Source organism: Paenibacillus marinisediminis, assembly GCF_054343325.1.
The window spans coordinates 38,647-61,461 of sequence record NZ_JBTGUH010000001.1 but is presented as its reverse complement, the minus strand read 5'-3'; the positions used below and the strand labels follow the sequence as shown (position 1 = coordinate 61,461).

The window sequence follows — 22,815 nt, the reverse complement described above, 5'->3', positions numbered from 1 at the left end:
TATGAACCTGGAGCGCATTACTCGATTTCGCTTGTTTCCAGAGAAGTACGGCTATTATCCAGTCGTGTTTCTCTTTTATTTTCTACTGCCTATCTATCAGCTATCGTTAGAAACCGGGCTTAAGATGATCATCGGCTACATGCTGCTTGTAGTGTTTATTTGGAGCTACCGAAGGCTTTATTTTACGGAAAATGATCGGATGTTCAAAGGCCTTATCTATCTTCAGCTTGCTATTATTATCCTATTCTGCTCGCTGTACAACGTAGCATTCATCTTTATGGGATTCTTCACCTCGAACTTTGTTGGATGGTTTTCGGACAAGATTCAGTTCCGGCGTATTTTTATGATATTTGCGGCAGTCATTGTTCTATCATTTGTGATTAATCTGCGTCAGTTGGAATTAAGAGAGATACTGTTTAATTTGAGTCCATTTGTGATAGTTATGCTGTTGTCACCCTATGGAGTTCGTTCTATGCTTAAGCGTTCTAGTCTGGAGAGGGAGCTGGATTGTGCCAAAGAGCAGATCAGTGAGCTGGTTAAGAGCGAGGAGCGACTGCGCATTGCAAGAGATCTGCATGATACGCTCGGGCATACTTTATCGCTGTTGACGCTTAAGAGCCAATTGGTTGGACGGCTGCTGGACAAGGACCCGGAACGCGCTCGCCTTGAGGTGAAGGAGATGGAACAGACTTCGCGTGCAGCTTTGAAGCAGGTGCGGGAACTGGTAGCGGATATGCGCACACTCACTCTGAAGGAGGAGTTGGCGCATGTAGAGAAGATTCTGTTAGCGGCAGGAATTGAATATCGTTATGAAGGCGATAGAGGGTTTGACCATGTGTCAGCTTTGAACCAGAATATCGCAAGCTACTGTATTCGCGAAGCGGTAACGAATATTGTTAAGCACAGTCAGGCTTCAGTCTGCAGCTTCCGAGTTCAGATCGACGATGGGGCATTATCGGTATGTGTGAGGGATGATGGAATTGGCATGCGAACAGACAATGTACAAGGCAATGGAATGATGGGGATGAAGGAGCGGCTTGGTGTCATTGGGGGAGATATAAGCTGGAAGATGGACAGTCATTCTAATGGGACACAGGTGGCATTTTCTATTCCAATCGTGCAGCAGGCAGAGGGGGCAGTATTATGATTCGGATCGTGATTGTGGAGGATCAGCGGATGCTGAGAGGAGCATTTGCCTCTCTGCTTGATCTGGAGGAAGACATGCAAGTGATCGGTGAGGCGGCGAATGGTAATGAAGCCATCGCGATCATCGAGCGGCTTCAGCCTGACGTTGTGCTGATGGATATTGAGATGCCGCATCGTTCTGGACTAGAGGTGGCAGAGACATTGAAGGAGCGGGGCTTGAATTGCCACATCATTATGCTGACGACATTCGCAAAGCCGGGTTACTTCGAAAGGGCGATTCAAGCGGAGGTAAGCGGCTATCTGCTGAAGGACGGACCGATCGAGCAGCTAACGGAATCCATACGCTGCGTGATGCAGGGCAAACGGCAGATTGCGCCTGAGCTAATCTACCATGTCGTTAAAGGTGTCAATCCGTTGACGGATAGAGAAAAGGAGATTCTGCAATGTATTGCGGAAGGCAAGAGCACGAAGGAAATTGCGGCACAGCTCTATTTGTCTTCCGGCACGGTGCGGAATTACACCTCGGAGATATTCTCCAAGCTGGAGGTCAAGAACCGAATTGAAGCCCTGACGAAAGCGGAAGAAAAGGGCTGGCTCTAAGCGGATGAGCTCAGCGGCCGCATCGCCGTGCTAGTGCCCGCGCTTAGGCAATTGTAAGTGGTGGCGTTACGGAGCTAGAGGGCCTGCCAGAGCCTGCGCTTAGGCAGCTGTAACGGGTAAAAACCCCGTTAACGCGTCCGGCAGGGCACAGATTGGAGCTGTAACGTGGAAAAATCCCGTTACAGAGCTAGCGAACCCGCCAGTGCTCGCAGCAAAGCGGCCGAAACGGGTAAAAACCCCGTTAACGCGTCTGGTCGGGCACGGATTCGGTCTGTAACTGGCAAAAACCCCGTTACAGAGCAAGAGAACCCCCCAGAGCCCGCGCCTAAGCGGCTCCCACGCCCTGCACGCAAAAAACACAGCAGCCAGCGTACTCGCCAACTGCTGTGTTTTTGCATGCATGTATCTACTCGATGATCGTCAATATCTCATCGATGCCTTTGCGCGGCAGCTTGTCCGGTACGGCAACAGGGTGCCCTATGGATAGCACCATGTTCATCGCGCGGTCCGCTGGAATGTGAAGAAGCTCTTTGATCGCTTCTTCAGCCAACAGCACCGGCCCGGTCATCGGGCATGTCGCGAGGCCGCGGGCATGTGCGGCAAGCATCAGGTTCTGCACAGCCAAACAGCTGCTCTTGATGCCTTCTTCTTCCCAGATGCGCTCTGGAACCAGCGCGATCGGATCAAAGATCTTCTCGCGAAACTTGGAGTTATACGGTGTCGCGAGACAGATAATTAACGCAGGGGCATCGGAGAATGCAGTGGCGTATGGGCCGAACGACTTGACCAGCAGCTTCGCTTCGCGCTGCAGACCCTGCTCTTCGGCAGCAGCCGCGCGCGCGTGAATCGCATCCCAGGTCAATTGTTCGATCTGCTTCAGCATATCGCGGTTCATGACGGCGATGAATTCCCATGTTTGCGAATTAGTATCGCTTGGTGCATAGCGCGCGCAATCGATGCATTCACGGACATCCTCCACTGAGATGTCGCGCTCCTGATATCGGCGTACGCTGCGGCGACCTTGAATAAGTTCCTTGACGGATTCATATGAAATCATAGTTGGTTCCTCCAGGGCTGAGGCTCAATATACATAAGAGCTAGAGTATACTTCCATAATATTAGTACCAAATACTAATACCTACCCCTTATTATAGTAGCTGCTAAATAAATTGCAATCGCTAATGCAGGATATTTATGCCAATTATCAGAACTGTGCAGGCAGTTTCTTGTGCATGGTCTTTAATGAAACTATGCGCGCTGCTTCTTACGCATGGGATTGTCCTTCATGGAAAACCAGGACAGCAGAAGGAAGCCTATACCTGCTAATGCTGCAAAGATAACACCCGTAAAGTATACTGCATCTTTACCGTAGGACTCCATCAATGGACCTCCGATCGTACCGCTGAGCAGTCCTGCAATACTAGACCATACCACCGTGTACACGGCCATTCCGGTTGCTCGATACTGATCCGGAATGACTCGATTTAAGTACCGGATTGCTACAAAGTAGAAGATACCGAACGATACGCCATGCATTACCTGGGTGCTCATCAGCCATAACGGATCCTGGACGAGAGCCGCGATCAACAGGCGCACGATGTACATGCCTGCTGCGATAGTCAATAAGGGAAGCTCCTTAAACCTTTCTCCATAAGCATTGAGCAGGAAAAATATCGGAATCTCACTCACAGAAGATATCATCCAGGCCCACCCGACAATCGATTCTTTTCCTCCGAGCTGTACGAGACCGAGACCTAGAAACGCTTCGTTCAAGCGATGAGCGATAGCGAGCAGCAGTACGCATAAGAAGAAGAGCAGCACTTCACGCTGCATCAGAATCTGAAAAAGTCCACCGAACTCCATTTTCTTGATGGATGCCTGCTTGTCCGAGATAAACAACCCCAGAATCAATGAAGTGATTCCTAGTCCAAGCACGACATAGATGGTATACGATGCGCCTAGTGAACCTAGAATGAAGCCGAACAGCAGCGCTGAACAAGCGAAACCGATGGAGCCGAATACCCTTATGCTGATGAAGCTCTTGCGGTGTGCTTGCGCAGTCACGATACCTAAGCTGTCGGTCAATGGCGATATCGGATAGTAGAAGAAGTTGAAGGCGGCTAACAGCACAATCACAGCACCGTAAGTTGTTGCAAGTCCAAGAACGATTGAGATTACGATTTGACTGAGGAGCAGGATGAGGAGCACTTTTTTTATCGTTTGCATACGGTCGCTTGTGACGCCCCATATAAAGTTTGATACAATAGAAATTAACGGTCCCAATGAATAAAGTAGTCCGATCTGTACACTTGTGAATCCAAGTGATTTAAAATAAAGCGGCATATAGGAAACAATGACTGCTGATGTCATAAATACGGAAAAAGTAAACACACGCAGTGATAGAATCTCTTTCTGCTTCGAAGTGATCATGATGGATAAGCTCCTTTGGGCCACTCGATTGCCTGTAACGCGTTGCTGGAGCAGTCTGGCTGCTCCATGGACAGGTTTATCATATGAAGCAACAGATTTGAGGGCTGTTCGGAATATAAAGCAATATTCAGTATATCATGGTTCCATATACAGGAGTAGTTTGCAGATACGGCTTTCTCTTGTATATTCACGCTATATGTTTGAATTGGGGGATTATGTGTGGTCAGTACTCACTTTCAGATGAACGAACGATTAGGCATACCTTTACCGGAATTGAACGAGCCATGGGAAAATTTGAGCTTGCAGGAGCAGAGCAGTCTTCTAGAGATGTGGGAGCAGATAAGAGGGCGCATTCCTGATCGCATCAAAGCCATAGAACAGATTATTATTCACAAACAGAATGAACTGTTCCATGAAGAAAATTTTGAACAATCGTGCAAACTAAATAGTGACATTGCTGAATATGCAAGTATAATTAATGATCTGCACATATGGTATCGCACTCAGCAGGACATCGATGCCAAGTTCCACCATTAGTGGAGAGAGAGTTTGTGCAATCTGTCACTTCGTAATATAATAGTTTTGACTAAAATGAGTGGATGAACACACGGTTTAGACAGCGTGTAGAACGGAGGTATTTCTTGGATCGTCAAGGGCAAACGCATATTGGAGCACCTCGGGGGCCCTTAGGGCTTATGTATCAGGTGTACAAGTACATATTGCCGGAAGTTCGGTCCGAGTTGACCCGATGGACACGTCTTGCGGAATCAATATCAAATGAGGAATTAAAGAAGCAAGCACTTGCCAGTATCGAAACCAAAAAGTTTCATTGCCAAGGTGGAGCAGTGTATGCTGCGTTGCGGCCAAGCGGCCGCCATATTCTGATACCACTGATTGTCGCTTTTCAAACTATAAGTGATTATTTAGACAATCTATGTGATCGAAGCACGTCGTTGGACCCAGAAGATTTTCGATTGCTTCATCAATCGATGCTTGATGCGGTTCAACCTGAAGTTGAGCTTGTCAATTATTATGCTCTGCGGGACGATCAAGATGACTGCGGCTATCTGCATTCGCTCGTTCAGCAGTGTCGAGACAGCATTGCTCTGCTGCCGGGGTATAAAGCGGTGAGAGGTGAATTGGTCCCTCTGGTTAAGCTGTACACCGAGCTGCAGATTTATAAGCATATCCACCGGAATGAGCGAGAAGCGAAGCTGTGGGAGTGGTGGGAGCCGCATGCTGCGATCTATCCAGATATCAAATGGAATGAATTCGCTGCTGCTACAGGTTCAACGCTTGGCATGTTCCAGTTGTTTGCTGCCGCACTTAACAAGGATGCATGCGTAGAGGATGCGGTGTGTATCCGGAATGCATACTTTCCTTATGTGAATGGGCTTCATATCCTGCTTGATTACTTGATAGACCAGGAAGAAGACCGTATTGGCGGCGATCTGAATTTCTGTAATTACTACGAAGATGATGAAACTGTCATTATGCGGATCGAGCAATTTGCAGACAAAGCGATTAAGAGTATCCAGGAGTTGGAGCATCAGCGCTTCCATCGAATGGTTATTGAAGGTCTTCTCGCGTTGTACTTGTCCGATCCGAAAGTGAGAGAACAAACTGAGGTGCTCCATGTATCCAAGCGATTAATGAAAGGCAGCCCTATGATGAGGGTGTTTTTCTGGGTGAACAGCCGCTGGATACGCAATCATATGTAAAGAGAATAGAGGGAGGAAATACCATGTCTGCTGTAAAAAAAATTGCCGTTCTCACGAGCGGAGGAGATTCTCAAGGGATGAACGCTGCTGTTCGTGCTGTTGTACGTACTGCGTTGTTCCATGGTCTCGAGGTATATGGTGTTCAACGTGGATACCAAGGCTTGCTTAACAATGATCTCCGTCAAATGGATATTCGCAGCGTAGGGGATATCATTCAACGCGGTGGAACTATCTTGCAATCCGCTCGTTGCCAGGAGTTCAGAACACCTGAAGGACAACAAAAGGGTGCGGAAATTCTGCGCTCCCACGGCATTGACGGTTTGATCGTCATTGGCGGTGACGGTTCTTATCATGGAGCTAACAAACTCAGCAAGTTGGGAATCAAAACGATGGGTCTTCCAGGCACTATTGATAATGATATCTCATTTACTGATTATACAATCGGCTTCGATACAGCGGTAAGTGTAGTTGTTGACGCGGTTAACAAGCTTCGTGACACGATGAGCTCGCATGAGCGTTCTTCCGTTGTAGAAGTAATGGGCCGCCATTGCGGTGACATCGCTCTTTACGCGGGTCTCGCGAGCGGCGCGGAATCGATTCTCGTGCCTGAAGTACCGTTCAGCCTTGACGATGTAGCTAGCCGTATGGAACAAAACTTTAAGGCGGGTAAGCGTCATAGCATCGTTATCGTGGCAGAAGGCGTAGGCAAAGGCGAGGATATCGTCAACGGCATCATTGAACGCGCACCATCTGTTGAGCCGCGTGTTACCGTGCTTGGCCATATTCAACGCGGTGGAGCGCCTACCCCTACAGACCGAATTCTCGCAAGCCGCTTGGGCGACTTCGCAGTTCGCCGTCTGATGGAGGGAGATTCCGCTAAAGGCTGCGGTATTATCAACGGTGAGCTTGTGGCAACGGATATCGATCTCGTTGTCAACACGAAGAAAGAATTCAACATGGAGCTATACGAGCTCGCAAACCGTTTGTCCCAATAATCATATACAACGCGATTTACATTACAGGCTGTCTCTCCATTCGGTAGAGGCGGCCTGTTGCTTTATCTTCGCGCTGGAAGGCAGACCAATTGCATTGATGAAGCTATAAGAATTTACATACAAAAGGAGCTGGCGCTCTAAAGCATAGATTTCTGCTTTAGGCCCAGCTCCTTCGTGATTCTCATGTACAATATGGATATATTAAATCGAACGCGGCTTACGGAAGTTGCCGAGTACGCCGACTGTTTCAACAATGTTTACGAATGCTTTTGGGTCTGCTTCGCTTATGACTCGCTTCAGCTCCTGAAGCTCATAACGTGTCGTTACGGTCATGAGCATATCTCGTTCCACATTGGAGAAAGCGCCTTGTGTTTTGATGCATGTAACGCCGTGCGGCAGACATAACATCTTTTCCAGCATTTCATCCTTGTGATTGGTGATGATATATACCGTAACCTTGTAGTGGTTGATGAAGATCATATCCATTATTTTTCCAGTTGTATAGATCGACACCATCGAGTAAAGTACTAGCTCCCAATTCTGAGAAATGAGGCCGTGAGAAAGGATGACGATACAGTTCATTGTAACTGAGATATTCCCAATCGGGAAATCACGATAGCGCGTAATAATCGAACCGATGATGTCGAATCCACCCGTAGAACCGCCTACTCGAAGTGAGATGCCGATCCCGATTCCGACGAAGGTACCGCCGAATACCGCGCTCAGCAGCGGCTCTGGTGATAATGCCTTGACCGGTAAGATGGAGATGAACCAAGATGTTGTAACTACGCTTAACAAGCTGTAAGTGACGAAGCGTCTGCCGAGTATGAACCATCCCCAGATGACAAGTGGAATATTGAGCGCAAAATAGATCACGCTGATATTCGCACCTGTTAAATAGTTCGTAATCATCGATACGCCGGATACACCGCCGCTTAGAAAATGATGGGGAACAAGAAAAAAGTTAAACGCAATAGCCATGCTGGCTGCTCCCGCAATGATGACCAACATTTCTAACAGCCTTTTCAAACGAATTCACCCCGAAACAATGGAATTAGTGACTTACTTACTGGTATTAAAGTTTAGATTTGTGTTATAATGATTTAGATATTCTTGAGTATGCTTCAATATTTGAATTGTACACATGAACGAATACGCGGGTGAATGGAATTTGTTTCATAACCGCATTGTATATGATGAGACGGTAGCCTTGATGTGCTATACGTCACCTATAAGACGCTACTTAAGAATACAGATATGCGAGTGGATTGTCCACAATGAAGGAGCTTGAATATTTTGAAGACATTTGCAGAATTTGGTTTGGAACCGAAGGTTCTACAAGCCATCACTGAGTTGGGGTTTGAAGAGTCGACCCCGATACAAGAGAAAGCTATTCCGATTGCGATGACTGGCAGCGATATGATCGGACAAGCACAGACAGGTACAGGGAAGACAGCGGCATTCGGTATTCCGCTTATCTCGAAGATTGACCCTGCAGAAGATCGTGTTGTTGCACTCGTTATGACACCAACACGCGAACTTGCAATACAGGTAGCGGAAGAGATCGGGAAGCTTTCCCGATTCAAAGGAATCCGCTCCTTGCCGATTTATGGTGGACAAGACATCGGTCGTCAGATCCGCGCTATGAAGAAGCGCCCTCAGATCATTATCGGAACACCTGGACGTCTCCTTGACCACATCAACCGCAAGACAATCCGCCTTGACGAAGTGCAGACAGTCGTATTGGATGAAGCGGATGAAATGCTGGACATGGGCTTTATGGAGGATATTACGAGCATCTTAAGCTTGGTGCCTGAAGAGCGCCAGACGATGCTGTTCTCCGCTACTATGCCTCCTAACATTCAGAAGCTGGCGAATACATTCCTGAAAGAGCCGCAGCATGTTTCCGTTATGCCGAAGCAAGTTAGCGCTCCGTTGATTGAGCAAGCGTACATCGAAGTGCCTGAACGTATGAAGTTCGATGCACTGAGCCGTTTGCTTGATATGGAATCACCAGAGCTTGCGATCGTATTCGGACGCACGAAGCGCCGTGTTGATGAGCTCGCCGAAGGCTTGCAGAAACGCGGATACTCCGCTGACGGTTTGCATGGCGACCTGTCACAGAATCAACGTGACGCGGTTATGCGCAAGTTCCGCGATGGCAGCATCGACGTACTCGTCGCTACAGACGTTGCAGCGCGCGGCTTGGACGTATCCGGCGTAACACATGTAATCAACTTTGACCTTCCACAGGACCCAGAGTCCTATGTACACCGTATCGGTCGTACAGGACGCGCAGGTAAAGAAGGAAGCGCATGGTCCTTTGTGACACCTCGAGAGATTGACCACTTGCACTTTATTGAGCGAGTAACTCGTCACCGTATTCTACGCAAGCCTGTTCCAAGCTTGGCGGAAGCAATCGAAGGTAAGCAACGCATCATTGGCGAACGACTTCTTGAAGTTCTGGAGCAAGGAGAGCTTACTGAATACAAGGCACTTACGATTCAATTGCTTGATCAATACGATTCCGTTCAGTTGTTGTCCGCAGCATTTAAGCTGTTGACTGGCGATAAGAAGGAAGTAGACGTTCAATTGACACCGGAAGATCCGATTCGTGCGAAACGCCGCAAGCCGGATGTGCGCTCGAATGGACGCAAGATGTCTAACCCATATGGTCGTGGTGGACGCTCTGGCGGCAACTATCGCGAAGGCGATCGTCGTCGTGAAGGCGGAGGCGGCGGTTATAACCGCGATTACAATGGCGGCAGCCGTGATGGTTACCGCTCTGGCGGCGGATATCGCGGCAATGGAAGCGGCGGCAGCCGTGACAACCGTGATAATCGTGATAATCGTGATAATCGTGATAATCGTGAGCGCCGCGACTGGAACGGCGGAGATCGTCGTCCTCGCCGTACAAACGAGAATCGTGGCAGCAATCGCACAGATTCCGAATAATAACAGCATGAAACAGTCAACTGGTAATCGTTATCGGTTGACTGTTTTTTTGTTTTCTATTCTCTTGCTGCTTCACCACATGAGACATTTATATCAAAAACGACACCCATTTCATCATATATATCTGTATTATTGAAGTAATTAATGGTTTAATTGGTTTATAATCCTACTTTGGTCTAGGTTGATTTAAGACTTAGGGTCGTTTAATTAACGTATGTATTGACCTTATTATGGAGTTAAATAAATTAAACAAGTTGGTGGGATATTGTGGGCGAAAGGGAAGTTTTTATAGTTCTAACCGATACGGGTACCTACTTTTCTCAGATGATACGGTTATATACGAGAAACGAGCTCAATCATGCATCCATAGCATTTGATTTGCAATTATCTGAAATATACAGCTTTGGACGAACACAGCGCTGGAATCCACTGTCTGGCGGGTTTCTTCGTGAGCAAGTGGTGGGTGATCTCATCCGTTCTGCTAACAGGACCACTAGATGCGCAATCTATAGCTGTACCGTTAATGAAGCGATGTACAAGCGGATATATAGTCGTGTCCAATACATTGAAGAGAACCGTAAGAAGTATCGGTATAATTTAATTGGAATACTTGGGATCGCGCTTCGTATTAAGATTGAGCGAAGGAATGCTTACTTCTGCTCGCAGTTCGTAGCATCATTATTTCAGGATAATGGTGATCCTATCATTGAGAAGGATGCTGAGTGGGTCATACCAGAAGATTTTCGTAATTGCAGCAGACTTAAGCTGATTTATAAGGGCGACTTAAGAGACGCTGTTCGTTTGGCAGGGGCATCGCAAGGATTAGCAGCATCATCCTAATTCATAATCTGAGCTACATATTCTATTGTTCTGTGTAGCTTTCAGAAAATTCCTTATCTGAGGTTTTTGGTAAATAATTGCGCTTTCATATTTTCTATTGACGAAGTTGGATGCTTGAATTATTATGTTCAAGGAACAAAATACTGATTAATATTTGGCGTGTTACCATTATACTAATGGGCAAGAGCCAAGAGAAGTAGATCTATTTAACATAGACTCCTTCTCTTGATAGACTCCTTCTCTTGGCTCTTTTTTTATTTGCATCTTTAAGACGAGGTGTGCCCTTTCTGGTGCTTTGAATCGTAACCTGTCCTCGATCAGAAGTAAACGGTACCAATTAGAAGGTAAAAATAGGAGGATGTAAATGTTCAAGAAATTATTTGGTGTTTTGCAAAGAGTCGGTAAGGCGCTGATGATGCCAGTCGCGCTGCTTCCCGCAGCGGGACTGCTTCTCGGGATCGGCAATATGCTGATCAGTCCTGACTTCTTAGATTTAGTCCCAGCAATGGATAACAGTGTCGTTCATTCTGTGGCTACCGTTATGATGAACGCCGGGCAGATCGTGTTCACGAACCTGGCCTTGCTGTTCGCTGTCGGCGTTGCCGTTGGTTTGGCAGGGGGCGAGGGTGTTGCAGGACTAGCTGCGATCATTGGCTACCTCGTCATGAACGTGACGATGGGCTCGGTCATCGGCATAACGCCGGATATGATCGGTACCAATCCAGCTTATGCCAACGTATTGGGTATTCCAACGCTCGCCACTGGCGTATTCGGCGGGATAATCGTCGGTATATTGGCCGCCGCTATGTACAATCGATTCTATAAGATCGAGCTTCCGTCCTATCTCGGATTTTTTGCCGGCAAACGGTTCGTTCCGATCATGACAGCAGCAACTTCGCTGTTGCTTGGTTTGCTGATGGTTGTCATCTGGCCGTATGTTCAACACGGCTTGAACGCGGCTTCCCACTTCATGCTAGAACAAAACCTTCCCTTGGCCGCATTTATTTTCGGGACATTGGAACGAGCTCTTATTCCGTTTGGTTTGCATCATATTTTCTACTCCCCATTCTGGTTTGAATTTGGCGAGTATGTTAATAAAGCTGGAGAGTTGGTTCGCGGGGACCAGCAAATCTTTATGGCTCAGCTTCGCGATGGGGTGGAGTTTACAGCCGGTACCTTTATGACTGGTAAATACCCGTTCATGATGTTCGGGCTTCCTGCTGCGGCGCTGGCGATCTACCACGAAGCCAAACCTCAGCACAAAAAATATGTGGCTGGTATTATGGGCTCGGCCGCGCTGACATCGTTTTTGACAGGGATTACAGAACCTCTCGAGTTCTCGTTCCTGTTCGTCGCTCCTGCTTTGTTTGCAGTGCATTGCGTATTCGCTGGTTTATCATTCATGGCGATGCAGCTGCTTGGTGTTAAGATCGGGATGACCTTCTCAGGAGGTTTGATCGATTTCTTGATCTTCGGGGTAATTCCAAACCGGACTGAATGGTGGTACGTTATCATCGTAGGTTTGATTCTTGCGGTCATCTACTACTTCGGATTCCGTTTCGTCATCCGTAAATTCAACCTTAAAACGCCGGGACGAGAAGATGCGGAAACCGAGACAGAGGGCGCGGGAGGAAGCGGAGCCGCTCAGCAGGACGAACTGCCGCGCCATATTTTAGCCGCGCTCGGCGGTCGAGAAAACATCGTTCACCTCGATGCCTGCATTACCCGTTTGCGGGTCGAAGTGAAGGACAAAGGCAATGTGAGCAAAGACCAACTCAAGAATCTGGGAGCTGCCGGCGTGCTTGAAGTAGGCAACAATATTCAGGCGATCTTCGGGACACGTTCCGATACAATCAAATCGCAAATCTTCGATGTTATGAGCGGCAAAACGCAGCAGGCGGACGCGAAAGCAGATGAGTTGAAGCCAGTCGAGGCTGAATGACAGGCTGCTTGAGTTCAAGGATGAAATCTTGAGGATTCTATACAATGCTAATCGCAGGACAGATCTTTGGATCTGTCCTGTTTTCTCTTAAATCCAGCATGGACGTCATTTATACGACGGACCGAGGTAGTCGAATGACTTACCTGAACCTTTGTTATCCTTATGGAACCGTATAGAATGAACCCGCATGCTAGGTGGTGTGAGAGGAGGGGACAGCCGTCCCCTCCTACTCAATTGTAGACAGGGTGATTAGCAAATGAACGCCCGGCTAATAATTACGAGCAGGATGAACAAGACGAGAATTGCACCGAGTGAATTACATCCACCGAAGCCGAAGCCTCCTCCAAAACCTCCAAAACCCGGGCCAACACAACCGCCACCGCAACCGATTTGGTTCATGTTACAACCTCCTTAACTTTTAGTTCTCTGTAACACGATACAATATATGGAATAGACGCTAGCTTGGCATAGACCAATACCTAGAGTGTGTTAAAATAGGCACTGGTTTACGGTTTGTGTTTGTATTATAGTAATAAAGACAGGATGTAGGAAGGGGAGTTTGGATTGGAATTTAGAGGGCTTATGGGTGGTTTTTACCGTCTATCAGAATGGATTATGCGTTTCACGGTGACAAATTTGCTGTGGCTGCTGTGCTCGGCGCCGTTCTTCTTCTTTTTGTTCACGAAACTAGTGATGATGGCAAACAACTTTCCGAACGAATCGTTACAGATGAGCTGGGCGATGGGGATTTCTGCCCCGTTCTTATTATTTCCAGCTACTGCTGCCATGTTTTCGGTAGCGCGTAAATGGGTAATGGGAGATACGGACGTTAAACTGCTAAAAACTTTTTTCAAATCGTACAAAGAAAATTACAAGCAGGCTATGATCGGCGGCATATTCTACACCTTGCTGATTGTTATCATGTATGTTGACTACACCGTTTACATGACACAGTTTGAATCGCTTCAGATCGTTGGCTGGGTTATGCTTGGATTGCTGATTATGCTGTTTATTTCGATGTTTAACTTCTTCTCGATGGTAGCTCATTACCATATGAAATCGTTTCAAATCCTGAAGAACAGTATTTTGATCACCATATTTAGTCCACTACGTGTTATCCTGACTACTATAGTCAGCGTAGGCTTGCTCTATATTGGGGTTCGATATCCGGTTGTTCTCATCTTTTTTGCAGGCGCCGTAATCGCTTACTATGCGTTCTTTAACTTCTATGCGACTTATCAGAAGATGCAGGATAAGCATGAAAAGTATAAGGCAGCAGAAGCGGAAGAGAAGGCTGCTCAAGAGGCGGATGAATTGAATCTTGATAATGATGGAGAAGTAAAACAAGCCGATTAGTCCTTATGAGAAAGGACAAGCTTGGATTATGTTATTAATATTTCGACAAGCACCCTGGGTTTACTTTTGTCGAAAGTGAGCTTATAATAATGATAAATCCTGCGATGTGCGTGACGGCTTTCGTTGTTTTGAACCAATGTTTGTTTCACGGGAGTTCAATATCGAGGCAATGCTGGCAAGCTCGTTACGAGCGAGTAGTCAAAGTTGTCTTTGCGGACACCCACCTGCGAGAGCGGGTTCAGAAACATTAAAGTCGAACGGCATTGGCGGGGAAGGTACTTGAAAGAGCATCTTTAATGTGGACTTGGTTCCTTATTAAAGGTGCTTTTTATATGCATATGCAAAACGAAAAGTCGGAATATTATCAATGTAAAGGAAAAATATTGAAAATAATTCGTAAAATTATCGCTTCGTTTTCATAATGGTATGCATTTGCTCTTCCTTCCAAGGCTATTCAATGATAAACTGAATGAAGTGAACAACGGCAGTTGAGTAAAGGAGGAGCAAGCTTTTGTCACTCAAACGTACGCTTGCAGGTATTGTTCGAAGCTTTGAGACGAGCAGTGACCGCGCAAAAGATCCGAAATTGAAAACGCATTACTATCAATTATCCAAGGATAAGGCTTGGGATGAAGTAACTTCGACCTTGAAGAAGATTAAAGGCTACAAGATACTGCATGAAGTGCAAAGTGTCGGTGAAATTACACTGGAGAAACGCACCTTTTTTGGTCGTACAATGGATATTACGGTGTCGATCGTATCGGTAGGACCTGTCAGATCTGCGGTGGATGTATACTCTGCATCGCGCGGTGGCCTGGGTGATCTGGGGGCGAACTATCGTGTTATCCTGGAGATATTCTCGATCTTAGATAAGAAACTCTCAGCATTCGTAACTTCAAGTTAAGGTCTATATAAGAAGCAAGGAGCGAGAGGAGAGATTATACTCTTCTCTCGCTTTTTGTCTCATGAAGCATTATACGAGAGCTTTCACTGCTTCAATCGCGCCTTCGTAATTCGGATGATCTGACATCTCACTTACGTACTCAACATAACGGATCGTGTTGTTCGCATCAAGAACGAAGATGGAACGCATATCGAGTTGGATTTCTTTAATCAGAACACCATACGCCTTACCGAAGTTATTGTCTTTGTAGTCAGAGAGCATAACGATGTGGTCTGCGCCGGCAGCTCCGCACCAGCGGGCTTGCGCGAATGGAAGGTCTGCACTGACAGTCAGTATAACGAGGCTGCCTCCAAGTTTACCGGCCTCTTCGTTGAATCGGCGAGTTTGCATGTCGCAAACACCAGTATCAATTGACGGTACTACGCTAATCAACTTGATCTTGCCTGCGAAATCGTTCAGGCTTACGATGTCCATAAGGGACTTGTTCAATTGAAAATCAGGAGCCTGGTCGCCGACTTTCAGTTCTGGTCCTACGAGGGTAATGGGATTGCCTTTCAATGTAGCAACGCCAGTGCGTTCGGTTGTCATGATTAAAGCCTCCTAATTATAGATCAAATTTATGGTAATTCTTTTTTATTATATCGCGAGGCGCTTGCTGATGTCCAATGTCGCATCGCTATCATTAAGGTGTCCGATATAGAACGATATATTGCAAGAAAGTGAGGAATCGATATGATATTTATTCGGTATGAGAATTGGCGTACCTACATTAAGCAGTATCCTGTGACGACTGCCTTGTTGATTATCAATATCGCGATGTTTATCGTGTTAAGCTTGAACGGCGGGTCAACGAATATGCGCACTTTGATGGAATTTGGCGCGGTTGGGAAATTTGACTACTTTGCAAATCAGTCCTGGCGATTATTCACTGCGATGTTCCTGCATATCGGGTTCGAACATCTGCTGTTCAATATGTTTGCGTTGTTCGTATTTGCTCCGCCATTGGAACGTGCGCTAGGACACTTTAGATATGCTGTTCTTTATCTGCTGAGCGGTGTTTTAGGCAATGCAGCGGCATTATGGCTGTCTGACTGGGGGACGATTTCCGCTGGGGCTTCTGGCGCAATATTCGGCGTGTACGGAGCTTATCTGTTTATTGGGATATTTCAACGTAGAGCCTTGGATGAAGCTTCGCGTAAAACGATATACGTGATACTGGCAATCGGTGTGATCCAGTCGTTCATCATGACGAATGTGAGCTGGAGCGCGCATCTCGGTGGATTAGCTGCTGGGTTTATCATCATGGGATTAATGCGTTTCGTGCATCGACGTTAATGGAATGACCACCATTTATCAAATGCTTATGGCATACATGGATCGAGAATTATGAGAAACGGAGCGTTGATCGATTGTGGAGTTAAGGCAGTTGGTTTATTTTGTGAAGGTTGCACAAAAGGAACATGTCACTCAAGCGGCAGAAGAACTGCATGTTGCCCAATCAGCGGTTAGCAGGCAGATTCATCAACTCGAAGAGGAGCTGGGTGTTAAGCTGTTCTTGCAGAAAGGGAGAAACCTGCAATTAACGCCGGTAGGACAGCTGTTCTTGAAACGATCAGAAGTCATTCTGAAAGAACTGGATCGAGCAGTGCAAGAAGTTCAAGAATTTATGGATCCGGAGCTGGGGGAGATCAGAATTGCCTTTCCACATAGCTTAGGCGTCCATCTCATACCTTCTGTTGTTGCGGCATTTCGCAAGCATCATCCGAATGTGAAGTTCCGTTTTAAGCAGGGAATGTATCCCTCTTTAATTCGTGATATTACTCGCGCTGAGGTTGATCTGGCGTTTATCTCACCGGTCCCGGAAGATCTTGATGAAGTTACGGGCGACATCATTCTTACGGAGGAATTATCAGCAATATTGCCTCCTAATCACCCATTGGCTGGAGAAAGTGAAATTAAGCTGTCGCAGCTGAAAGATGATACATTTGTACTGTTCAGCCAAGGCTACTCTCTGCGGCCGATCGTGTGGGACGCATGCATAAAGGCGGGCTTCACGCCGCGAATTGGCTTTGAAGGGCAAGAGACAGATACGATTCGCGGTTTAGTTGCTGCTGGAATGGGGGTTAGCCTGCTGCCTGATATGGCGCTTCAACATACCTCTGAGCTTCAGCCGGTGTGTGTGCGTATTTCGGAGCCTGAGGTTACCAGAACTGTAGGATTAATTCGCAGAGCGGATGAGAAGCTGCCGCTTGTTACTCAGGCATTCTATCGTTTCCTATTAGATTACTTTAAGGAACATATTCAGAACATTGAACAGAAATACGGCATAAAGAACAAATGATAAAAGCCCTGACACATCCGCAAGACGGAAGGTCAGGGCTTTGTTATTGAAATGGAATTAATCGCGGTTATTGAGGAAGATCATAATGTATCGAATGAGCTCGAGTACAGAGATCAAAGCTGCTGCCACATAAGTTAAAGCAGCGGCGTTCAATACCTTCGCAACCCCGCGTTCCTCATCGTTCGTGATGAAGCCCTCGGAGATCATCAAGTTGCGAGCTCGGCTGCTGGCATTGAATTCAACTGGGAGTGTAACCAGTTGGAATGCGACTGCTGCCGAGAAGAAGATGATACCGACACCGACGAGATTCATTGCATTGAACAGAAACCCTGCGAGCAAGAGAAACGGCGCAAGTCCTGATGCGAAGTTAACAACAGGGAACATACGGTGGCGCAGGACGAGCATCGGGTAAGACAGCTTGTGCTGAATCGCATGGCCTACTTCGTGGCATGCAACGGAGACCGCGGAGATCGAGTTCTCATAATATACAGGCTCGGACAGACGAACAACACGATGAATCGGATCGTAGTGGTCGGTCAGTGCGCCTTGTACCGGCTCGACAGGCACGTCGTGAAGGCCGTTGGCATCAAGCATGCGGCGAGCTGCTTCATATCCTGTCATTCCGCTTACTATATGTGTCGTTGAGAATTCCTTGAATGTCCCTTTGACGCGGAATTGCGCCCAGATCGACAAGCCGAATGCTAGAAGAATTAATAGGTACATAAAACTGGTATTCATATAACAGCCTCCCTGATTCTAGATCATAAGTTGTGTGAGATTAAAGCATTTGCTGCTTATCAAGCAGAGCGATTAGCACTTCGATGCAGGCCGCGCTTTGCGGGCCGATCCGCTGTATGAGCGATTGCATCTGCTTCGGCTTCATTCGCTCCAGTATAGGTTTAAGCTCCCTGGCATCACGTTCCACCTGCTGCAGATGTACTTGCAGGTTGGTTAGCCGGTTGGCGATATCGGATTCAGAGGCAACATGCTTCAATTGCTCGAAGTAGGCTCGTATCTCATCGAGAGAGTACTTTTCCTGCTTTAATTGTGTAATACGTTTTAATCTGTCTAACGTTTCGTAATGATATAACCTATAGTTGGTATCTGTACGCTTGGCAGGTTCGATTAAACCGATTGATGTATAATAATCAATAGTTCGTTGACTGACACATGATTCACGCGCTAGTTCACCTATGCGAAAATATTGCTTATCCCCAAGGCTATTCACCTCGCTTAAGTCTTATTATGCTTGATCTGTAACACATATCATACTTCATCGCAAACCATACAGTCAAACGTTCCACTTTGAAGAATATGTAATTATACATGACATACATTTCATAATTGATCACCCAAAAAGGCTGTCCAGACATATAACGACATAAATAATGTAATATATGTTATAAAATATGACATCGTATGCTGATTCAAGGAACATGAAGGCTGCTTGTCTCAAGACGGAAGGAGAGAGTCAACCTATTGGTATGCGGATACTGAACGAGGTCGGGATATGACGAAGGAATGAATACGATATGCTGCAGTTGGCTAAGCCGGGTTTAGCCATTCACGGAGTTATAGTAAGCGTAGACGGGATCGTGCAGTCCGTTCTGCAATGAAATAATAAGCAGCCCGTGGAACAGCGATGAGGATAGCGACATTCCAGTTAAGTCGGCATCTGACAGTCTAGGTGCTTCGTTCGGATGAGAATGAACAAACAGCATGTCCCATTTATCCTTTGGATAGCGAAATATGATATTTAATAGCTCAGTTGGCTCGAGCTCGAAGTTGTGCAGTGTGTTCTTGGCATTATTTATCAATGGGACAAATGTTGAGTAAGCTTCCTGTGTTTCGTTATTCGAACGCAACAGCACTCCGCAGCACTCGTGCGGATATAGACTCCTAGCATGGTGAAGAAGCGCTTCTTGCGCTTCTTGAATGATTCGTATGGATTCGATAAGGATGATCTTGTCGTCTATTTCTGGCATGGGACTCCACCTCTGTTTCTATTGGAGCACATATGGTCGTCATTAGGCAACTTCGTTCTCCGGTTTCACAAATATAAACACGAGCACCAGGGCAATAAGAGACAGTGAAGCTACCATAATGAAGATGATTCGCGGGGATATCCCCATGATCCAACCAAATAGCGGCGGCCCTAATGCCACGCCTAAAAAGCGCATGGAGCTATATAATGAGGTAATCATTCCTCGTTCCGTCTTCTCAACTGCGCCAGTTATCATCGTATTCAAGCCTGGCAGCAGCAGGCCGGTGCCGATCGAGCTTACCGTGATCAGCGCTATGAACACGATCATATAGTTGTAGCAGAATATGCAGATTGCCAACGAGACAACCATTAAGGCAAGTCCAAGATTGGACAACAGGCGGATGAGCTTGCCATTCTTTTTAATTATACTTCCGGTTGTATAGGCAGTAATAACCATGCATAACAAGGGAATGGCGAGTATGAGCCCCTTCTTAATGCCTTTAATGTTGTACGGCATCTCTTCAAGCACATCGGATAGGTAGAACAATATGCCGAACAAGATAAATAAGGCAAAGGATCCAGCGATAAAGGCGGGGATAAGCCACTTGCCCTGCTCTTTAAATATGCTGCCGATCTTTGCAATATACTCACGTATCTTAGGTGGTTCTTCGGTTTGTTTAGGTTCTTTAATCAGCCAGATTACCATCAATAAGGAAGCGAGACAGAAGAATGGAAACGCAAAAAACGGCACCACCCAACTCCATAGTGCAAGTGCGGAACCAAGTATCGGACTAATAACTTTACCAGTACCGTTCGATGCCTCGATTAGACCTAATGCGCGGGTTTCCTCCGCACCGTCGTACATATCGCCCACAAGCGCCATCGCGATTGGTGCGGTCCCTGCTGCTCCCAATCCTTGCAGTGCCCGTGCTGTAATCAGGATACTATAGGATTCCCATACCGCTGCGAATCCGGCAAGTACACCTGCGGCGCCATATATGATCAAGGCAGGGATCATGACCTTCTTACGGCCAAAGCGGTCGGATAAGTATCCAGCAAACGGGATAATGACCCCGGCTGTCACAGAGAACAAGGTAATAATTAGGCTGGTTTGAAGCGTTGTAAGATTAAGGTGACGCTTTACATCCGGCAGCACGGGGACAAGCAAGGAATTTCCAAGAACAAGAACTAAAGGAACGGACGCAAGAGCAGCATATTCCAACCATGGAGAGCGCTTGGTGCTTGAAGTTGAAGACATGACTTTTCCTCCTGTGATTGAGTTACCGCATATTCATGTTTATATTGTCCCCATAGATCATTGCTCATGCTTGTCGTGTTTTTGAGAAAATAAGGGTATAATGTTATCAATCAGCAGTAAATAGAAGGGGACAGGTATAGGCGATGAAGAAGAGTACATGGGTACTTTTATTAGCGATAGTATTGGTTGCAATTGGTATATGGGACAACAGCGGGACTGCAGAAGGAGATGTTGTTAGTTCAGTGCAGGTGTCGCAAGAAGAAGCGCCCCGTGTCGGATATATGGCGCCATCCTTTGAGTTGGTTGGCTTGGATGGTGAAACTTATAAAGTCGGCGGCAAGCGCGATAAGCCGTTATTTCTTAACTTTTGGGCTTCATGGTGCGGACCGTGTCGGGCGGAGGCTCCAGATCTAGTCCGATTGTATGCCAAATACAAGGACGATCTTGATATGTACTCGGTCAATGTGACATCGAGCGGCGATTCCGCTCAGAAGGCAAGTGGATTTATCGATGAGTTTGATATGATCAACCCTGTCCCGATGGATACGAAGGGCGATGTGTTTCAGGCTTACAATGGTATTGCATTTCCAACCAACTTTCTGATCGATAAGAACGGTGTGATTCGTCAAGTGTACATCGGCATGCGTCCTGTGAAGGATATAGAGAAGGAAATTGAGGCGCTTATTAAGGAGCGCTGAAGTCGGAAAGGGGTGTCTCCGGTTAAGGGAGACATTGAACGATTTTGATATGTTAGTAACCGGGCTACTCTTCTTTACTTGGGCAAGCCCTCACATGGAAAGAATCATTTAGTAAATGGAACGACCAATCAGCAAGCATCCGCACAGCAAATCGCATAAGTTAATGGGTTCAGGAATTTACAGGTTAATCGAAAAAAATTAAAAAAAGGGGTATCCCAAAAGGTCCATTGACCTGGGATGCCCCTTCGACAGTTATTTCAAAAGATCATTGATTTTCTTTTCCGCAGCATCCAACTCAGATTTGATATCGCCGCCATTAAGAACGATATTTTCTATATGAAGATTTATGATCTCAGCGATCTCGGAAGATTGTTCAATTCCAAACATAACATCGGATGCCTTATCCAAACTTTGAACGGAAATGGTCTTGGCCGTACCTTCGAGTGAACCGTCGTTTTCGGAGAAGAATGGATCTTCTGCTGATTTAATCGTAGAAGGAAGCGTATTTGCCACTTTGGAGAATTTTAACTGATTCTCTGCATTAGTTACGAAACGAGCAAATGCAATGGCTTCTTCCTGATGAGGATAGGAAGAAGGTACAGTCAAATTCATCGTTGCGGAAGTCCGCGTATTTCCTTTACCCACAGGTATTGGTGCAGCCACGAGTTGCTTATAGACGTCAGGTGCGGATGTTTTCAACTGGTTTAGAGATGAAGGCGCGGACGTTAAAATGGCAATTTCTTCGCTGGCCATCATCTGCAGCAATTTATCATAATTAATTTTGTCCTTCGGAGCTATACCCTCATCTATGATAGCCAAGTTATCCTCAATGTGTTTAATTGTTTCTGGGGTGTTAAAAGCAGCTTTCGTTTTATCTTCATTCAAAATGCTAATTCCCTCTTCTATTATAGAATTCATGCCCAAGCCTACAACATATCCGTATGCTCCGGTTTTCTCTTTAATTTGTCTAGACCACTCATTTAACTCTTCCTTTGTTTTTGGAGGATTATTAGCATCCAAACCTGCTTTCTCAATCAAGCCTTTATTCATAAACATGACCGAGGTCCCTGTATACCATGGAAGGGCATAGGCTTTATCCTTAATCATCGTAGAATTATAAATCCCCGGGAAAAATTCAGCCTTCTCTTCGTCAGATAAGACGGTATTGAAATCTACAAGAGCACCGCGGTAGCCCATTTGATTGGCAAACTCAGTGTTTAGGTTCACAACACCCGGAGCGCTGTCGCTTGCTATGCTGGTCAATAGTTTGTTCACGATGGCATCAAATGGGAAGTCTTTCCAATCTATTTTGATGTTTTGATTTTTCGATTCGAAGTCAGCGATCAGCTCATTGAAATAATCATTAAAGGTTGGTTGGAGAGATATCGTCCAAAATTCCACGGTTACCTTATCACCAGATTGGCCGGATTTAGTTTCTTTTGAATTGGAATCTTTACCGCCGCAGGCGGTCATGACTACTAATAGTACGAGGATTAGAAATAAAGATATAAACGATTTTCGTTTGTTGCGCATGTTTCCATCTCCTTTTTGAGTTTTTAGGTTGGATGAATATGAAAATAGAGTAAAGCAAGTAAATTTTGATAACGCTTACAGTCTGACTAGAGATTGATTTTAGTGCATTGTA

General features: G+C 46.2%; 23 protein-coding genes and 1 other RNA gene. 14 read left to right on the top strand and 10 right to left on the bottom strand.

Going from position 1 to position 22,815, the window contains the following annotated elements; all coding sequences use genetic code 11:
* The first annotated feature begins 1 nt into the window (after window position 1).
* Window positions 2-1,147: a sensor histidine kinase gene (locus tag ACXX53_RS00305; protein ID WP_458566611.1), complete on the top strand. Its 1,146-nt coding sequence runs from the start codon at window positions 2-4 to the stop codon at window positions 1,145-1,147.
* Entirely contained in the window at window positions 1,144-1,746 is a 603-nt protein-coding gene (locus tag ACXX53_RS00300) for a response regulator (RefSeq protein ID WP_458566610.1), read from the top strand. The genes ACXX53_RS00305 and ACXX53_RS00300 overlap by 4 nt, the downstream gene beginning before the upstream one ends.
* Before the next feature lie 406 nt (window positions 1,747-2,152).
* Here the strand turns inward: ACXX53_RS00300 and ACXX53_RS00295 are convergent, their stop codons facing one another.
* Together ACXX53_RS00295 and ACXX53_RS00290 are read right to left on the bottom strand one after the other, a co-directional pair.
* Window positions 2,153-2,803: a nitroreductase family protein gene (locus ACXX53_RS00295; RefSeq protein WP_458566609.1), complete on the bottom strand. Its 651-nt coding sequence runs from the start codon at window positions 2,801-2,803 to the stop codon at window positions 2,153-2,155.
* A 191-nt stretch (window positions 2,804-2,994) separates the two neighbouring features.
* Window positions 2,995-4,176 carry an MFS transporter gene (locus tag ACXX53_RS00290; RefSeq protein ID WP_458566608.1) on the bottom strand — a complete coding sequence of 394 codons (1,182 nt, stop codon included), beginning with the start codon at window positions 4,174-4,176 and terminating at the stop codon, window positions 2,995-2,997.
* 240 nt (window positions 4,177-4,416) lie between these two features.
* On the opposite strand from ACXX53_RS00290, the gene ACXX53_RS00285 reads away from it, so the two are divergent.
* The 3 genes from ACXX53_RS00285 (at window position 4,417) to pfkA (ending at window position 6,892) form a co-directional block, all read left to right on the top strand.
* A complete protein-coding gene (locus ACXX53_RS00285) occupies window positions 4,417-4,713 on the top strand; it encodes a hypothetical protein (RefSeq protein ID WP_458566607.1) in 297 nt (98 codons plus the stop codon).
* A 158-nt stretch (window positions 4,714-4,871) separates the two neighbouring features.
* Complete coding sequence (locus ACXX53_RS00280) at window positions 4,872-5,897, top strand: tetraprenyl-beta-curcumene synthase family protein (protein WP_458567638.1); 1,026 nt, start codon at window positions 4,872-4,874, stop codon at window positions 5,895-5,897.
* Window positions 5,898-5,920: 23 nt separating this feature from the next.
* Window positions 5,921-6,892: a 6-phosphofructokinase gene (pfkA, locus tag ACXX53_RS00275; protein ID WP_458566606.1), complete on the top strand. Its 972-nt coding sequence runs from the start codon at window positions 5,921-5,923 to the stop codon at window positions 6,890-6,892.
* Window positions 6,893-7,093: 201 nt separating this feature from the next.
* On the opposite strand, the gene ACXX53_RS00270 is transcribed toward pfkA, so the two are convergent.
* Complete coding sequence (locus tag ACXX53_RS00270; protein ID WP_458566605.1) at window positions 7,094-7,903, bottom strand: YitT family protein; 810 nt, start codon at window positions 7,901-7,903, stop codon at window positions 7,094-7,096.
* Between the two features lie 285 nt (window positions 7,904-8,188).
* Here ACXX53_RS00270 and ACXX53_RS00265 point away from each other — a divergent pair, with 285 nt between their 5' ends.
* The 3 genes from ACXX53_RS00265 to ptsG all read left to right on the top strand — a co-directional run bounded on the left by ACXX53_RS00265 (window position 8,189) and on the right by ptsG (window position 12,629).
* On the top strand, window positions 8,189-9,847 hold the full coding sequence (locus tag ACXX53_RS00265; RefSeq protein ID WP_458566604.1) for a DEAD/DEAH box helicase: 1,659 nt from the start codon (window positions 8,189-8,191) through the stop codon (window positions 9,845-9,847).
* Window positions 9,848-10,171: 324 nt separating this feature from the next.
* Window positions 10,172-10,687, top strand: a complete 516-nt coding sequence (locus tag ACXX53_RS00260) for a hypothetical protein (RefSeq protein ID WP_458566603.1) — start codon at window positions 10,172-10,174, stop codon at window positions 10,685-10,687.
* Between the two features lie 364 nt (window positions 10,688-11,051).
* Window positions 11,052-12,629, top strand: coding sequence for a glucose-specific PTS transporter subunit IIBC (ptsG, locus tag ACXX53_RS00255; RefSeq protein WP_458566602.1), 1,578 nt, complete (start codon window positions 11,052-11,054; stop codon window positions 12,627-12,629).
* Window positions 12,630-12,878: 249 nt separating this feature from the next.
* Here the strand turns inward: ptsG and ACXX53_RS00250 are convergent, their stop codons facing one another.
* A complete protein-coding gene (locus ACXX53_RS00250; protein ID WP_458566601.1) occupies window positions 12,879-13,028 on the bottom strand; it encodes a YjcZ family sporulation protein in 150 nt (49 codons plus the stop codon).
* A 165-nt stretch (window positions 13,029-13,193) separates the two neighbouring features.
* On the opposite strand from ACXX53_RS00250, the gene ACXX53_RS00245 reads away from it, so the two are divergent.
* From ACXX53_RS00245 to ACXX53_RS00235, 3 genes are all read left to right on the top strand, one after another.
* Window positions 13,194-13,985 carry a YesL family protein gene (locus tag ACXX53_RS00245; protein ID WP_458566600.1) on the top strand — a complete coding sequence of 264 codons (792 nt, stop codon included), beginning with the start codon at window positions 13,194-13,196 and terminating at the stop codon, window positions 13,983-13,985.
* Window positions 13,986-14,078: 93 nt separating this feature from the next.
* Window positions 14,079-14,262: non-coding RNA, 6S RNA (gene ssrS, locus ACXX53_RS00240), on the top strand.
* A gap of 234 nt (window positions 14,263-14,496) precedes the next feature.
* Entirely contained in the window at window positions 14,497-14,889 is a 393-nt protein-coding gene (locus ACXX53_RS00235; RefSeq protein ID WP_458566599.1) for a DUF1499 domain-containing protein, read from the top strand.
* 69 nt (window positions 14,890-14,958) lie between these two features.
* Here the strand turns inward: ACXX53_RS00235 and tpx are convergent, their stop codons facing one another.
* Entirely contained in the window at window positions 14,959-15,477 is a 519-nt protein-coding gene (gene tpx / locus ACXX53_RS00230; RefSeq protein WP_458566598.1) for a thiol peroxidase, read from the bottom strand.
* Between the two features lie 144 nt (window positions 15,478-15,621).
* Here tpx and ACXX53_RS00225 point away from each other — a divergent pair, with 144 nt between their 5' ends.
* Both ACXX53_RS00225 and ACXX53_RS00220 read left to right on the top strand, forming a co-directional pair.
* Window positions 15,622-16,224 carry a rhomboid family intramembrane serine protease gene (locus tag ACXX53_RS00225; RefSeq protein ID WP_458566597.1) on the top strand — a complete coding sequence of 201 codons (603 nt, stop codon included), beginning with the start codon at window positions 15,622-15,624 and terminating at the stop codon, window positions 16,222-16,224.
* Between the two features lie 76 nt (window positions 16,225-16,300).
* Window positions 16,301-17,230: a LysR family transcriptional regulator gene (locus ACXX53_RS00220; RefSeq protein WP_458566596.1), complete on the top strand. Its 930-nt coding sequence runs from the start codon at window positions 16,301-16,303 to the stop codon at window positions 17,228-17,230.
* A 57-nt stretch (window positions 17,231-17,287) separates the two neighbouring features.
* On the opposite strand, the gene ACXX53_RS00215 is transcribed toward ACXX53_RS00220, so the two are convergent.
* The 4 genes from ACXX53_RS00215 to ACXX53_RS00200 form a co-directional block, all read right to left on the bottom strand.
* Entirely contained in the window at window positions 17,288-17,968 is a 681-nt protein-coding gene (locus tag ACXX53_RS00215; protein WP_458566595.1) for a zinc metallopeptidase, read from the bottom strand.
* Between the two features lie 40 nt (window positions 17,969-18,008).
* Window positions 18,009-18,458, bottom strand: a complete 450-nt coding sequence (locus tag ACXX53_RS00210; protein ID WP_458566594.1) for a MerR family transcriptional regulator — start codon at window positions 18,456-18,458, stop codon at window positions 18,009-18,011.
* A 328-nt stretch (window positions 18,459-18,786) separates the two neighbouring features.
* Window positions 18,787-19,215, bottom strand: a complete 429-nt coding sequence (locus tag ACXX53_RS00205; RefSeq protein ID WP_458566593.1) for a Mov34/MPN/PAD-1 family protein — start codon at window positions 19,213-19,215, stop codon at window positions 18,787-18,789.
* Between the two features lie 42 nt (window positions 19,216-19,257).
* Window positions 19,258-20,472, bottom strand: a complete 1,215-nt coding sequence (locus ACXX53_RS00200; RefSeq protein WP_458566592.1) for an MFS transporter — start codon at window positions 20,470-20,472, stop codon at window positions 19,258-19,260.
* A gap of 143 nt (window positions 20,473-20,615) precedes the next feature.
* Here ACXX53_RS00200 and ACXX53_RS00195 point away from each other — a divergent pair, with 143 nt between their 5' ends.
* Window positions 20,616-21,170, top strand: coding sequence for a TlpA family protein disulfide reductase (locus ACXX53_RS00195; protein ID WP_458566591.1), 555 nt, complete (start codon window positions 20,616-20,618; stop codon window positions 21,168-21,170).
* A 252-nt stretch (window positions 21,171-21,422) separates the two neighbouring features.
* Here ACXX53_RS00195 and ACXX53_RS00190 read toward each other — a convergent pair whose 3' ends face one another.
* On the bottom strand, window positions 21,423-22,703 hold the full coding sequence (locus ACXX53_RS00190; RefSeq protein WP_458566590.1) for an ABC transporter substrate-binding protein: 1,281 nt from the start codon (window positions 22,701-22,703) through the stop codon (window positions 21,423-21,425).
* Window positions 22,704-22,815: the final 112 nt, after the last annotated feature.

What these genes read in the sequence shown, in the direction of transcription:
- ACXX53_RS00305 (WP_458566611.1), top strand. Translation starts at nt 2, where the DNA reads ATGAACCTGGAGCGCATTACTCGATTTCGCTTGTTTCCAGAGAAGTAC.
- ACXX53_RS00300 (WP_458566610.1), top strand. Translation starts at nt 1,144, where the DNA reads ATGATTCGGATCGTGATTGTGGAGGATCAGCGGATGCTGAGAGGAGCA.
- ACXX53_RS00295 (WP_458566609.1), bottom strand. Translation starts at nt 2,803, where the DNA reads ATGATTTCATATGAATCCGTCAAGGAACTTATTCAAGGTCGCCGCAGC.
- ACXX53_RS00290 (WP_458566608.1), bottom strand. Translation starts at nt 4,176, where the DNA reads ATGATCACTTCGAAGCAGAAAGAGATTCTATCACTGCGTGTGTTTACT.
- ACXX53_RS00285 (WP_458566607.1), top strand. Translation starts at nt 4,417, where the DNA reads ATGAACGAACGATTAGGCATACCTTTACCGGAATTGAACGAGCCATGG.
- ACXX53_RS00280 (WP_458567638.1), top strand. Translation starts at nt 4,872, where the DNA reads ATGTATCAGGTGTACAAGTACATATTGCCGGAAGTTCGGTCCGAGTTG.
- pfkA (WP_458566606.1), top strand. Translation starts at nt 5,921, where the DNA reads ATGTCTGCTGTAAAAAAAATTGCCGTTCTCACGAGCGGAGGAGATTCT.
- ACXX53_RS00270 (WP_458566605.1), bottom strand. Translation starts at nt 7,903, where the DNA reads ATGTTGGTCATCATTGCGGGAGCAGCCAGCATGGCTATTGCGTTTAAC.
- ACXX53_RS00260 (WP_458566603.1), top strand. Translation starts at nt 10,172, where the DNA reads ATGATACGGTTATATACGAGAAACGAGCTCAATCATGCATCCATAGCA.
- ptsG (WP_458566602.1), top strand. Translation starts at nt 11,052, where the DNA reads ATGTTCAAGAAATTATTTGGTGTTTTGCAAAGAGTCGGTAAGGCGCTG.
- ACXX53_RS00250 (WP_458566601.1), bottom strand. Translation starts at nt 13,028, where the DNA reads ATGAACCAAATCGGTTGCGGTGGCGGTTGTGTTGGCCCGGGTTTTGGA.
- tpx (WP_458566598.1), bottom strand. Translation starts at nt 15,477, where the DNA reads ATGACAACCGAACGCACTGGCGTTGCTACATTGAAAGGCAATCCCATT.
- ACXX53_RS00225 (WP_458566597.1), top strand. Translation starts at nt 15,622, where the DNA reads ATGATATTTATTCGGTATGAGAATTGGCGTACCTACATTAAGCAGTAT.
- ACXX53_RS00215 (WP_458566595.1), bottom strand. Translation starts at nt 17,968, where the DNA reads ATGAATACCAGTTTTATGTACCTATTAATTCTTCTAGCATTCGGCTTG.
- ACXX53_RS00205 (WP_458566593.1), bottom strand. Translation starts at nt 19,215, where the DNA reads ATGCCAGAAATAGACGACAAGATCATCCTTATCGAATCCATACGAATC.
- ACXX53_RS00200 (WP_458566592.1), bottom strand. Translation starts at nt 20,472, where the DNA reads ATGTCTTCAACTTCAAGCACCAAGCGCTCTCCATGGTTGGAATATGCT.
- ACXX53_RS00195 (WP_458566591.1), top strand. Translation starts at nt 20,616, where the DNA reads ATGAAGAAGAGTACATGGGTACTTTTATTAGCGATAGTATTGGTTGCA.
- ACXX53_RS00190 (WP_458566590.1), bottom strand. Translation starts at nt 22,703, where the DNA reads ATGCGCAACAAACGAAAATCGTTTATATCTTTATTTCTAATCCTCGTA.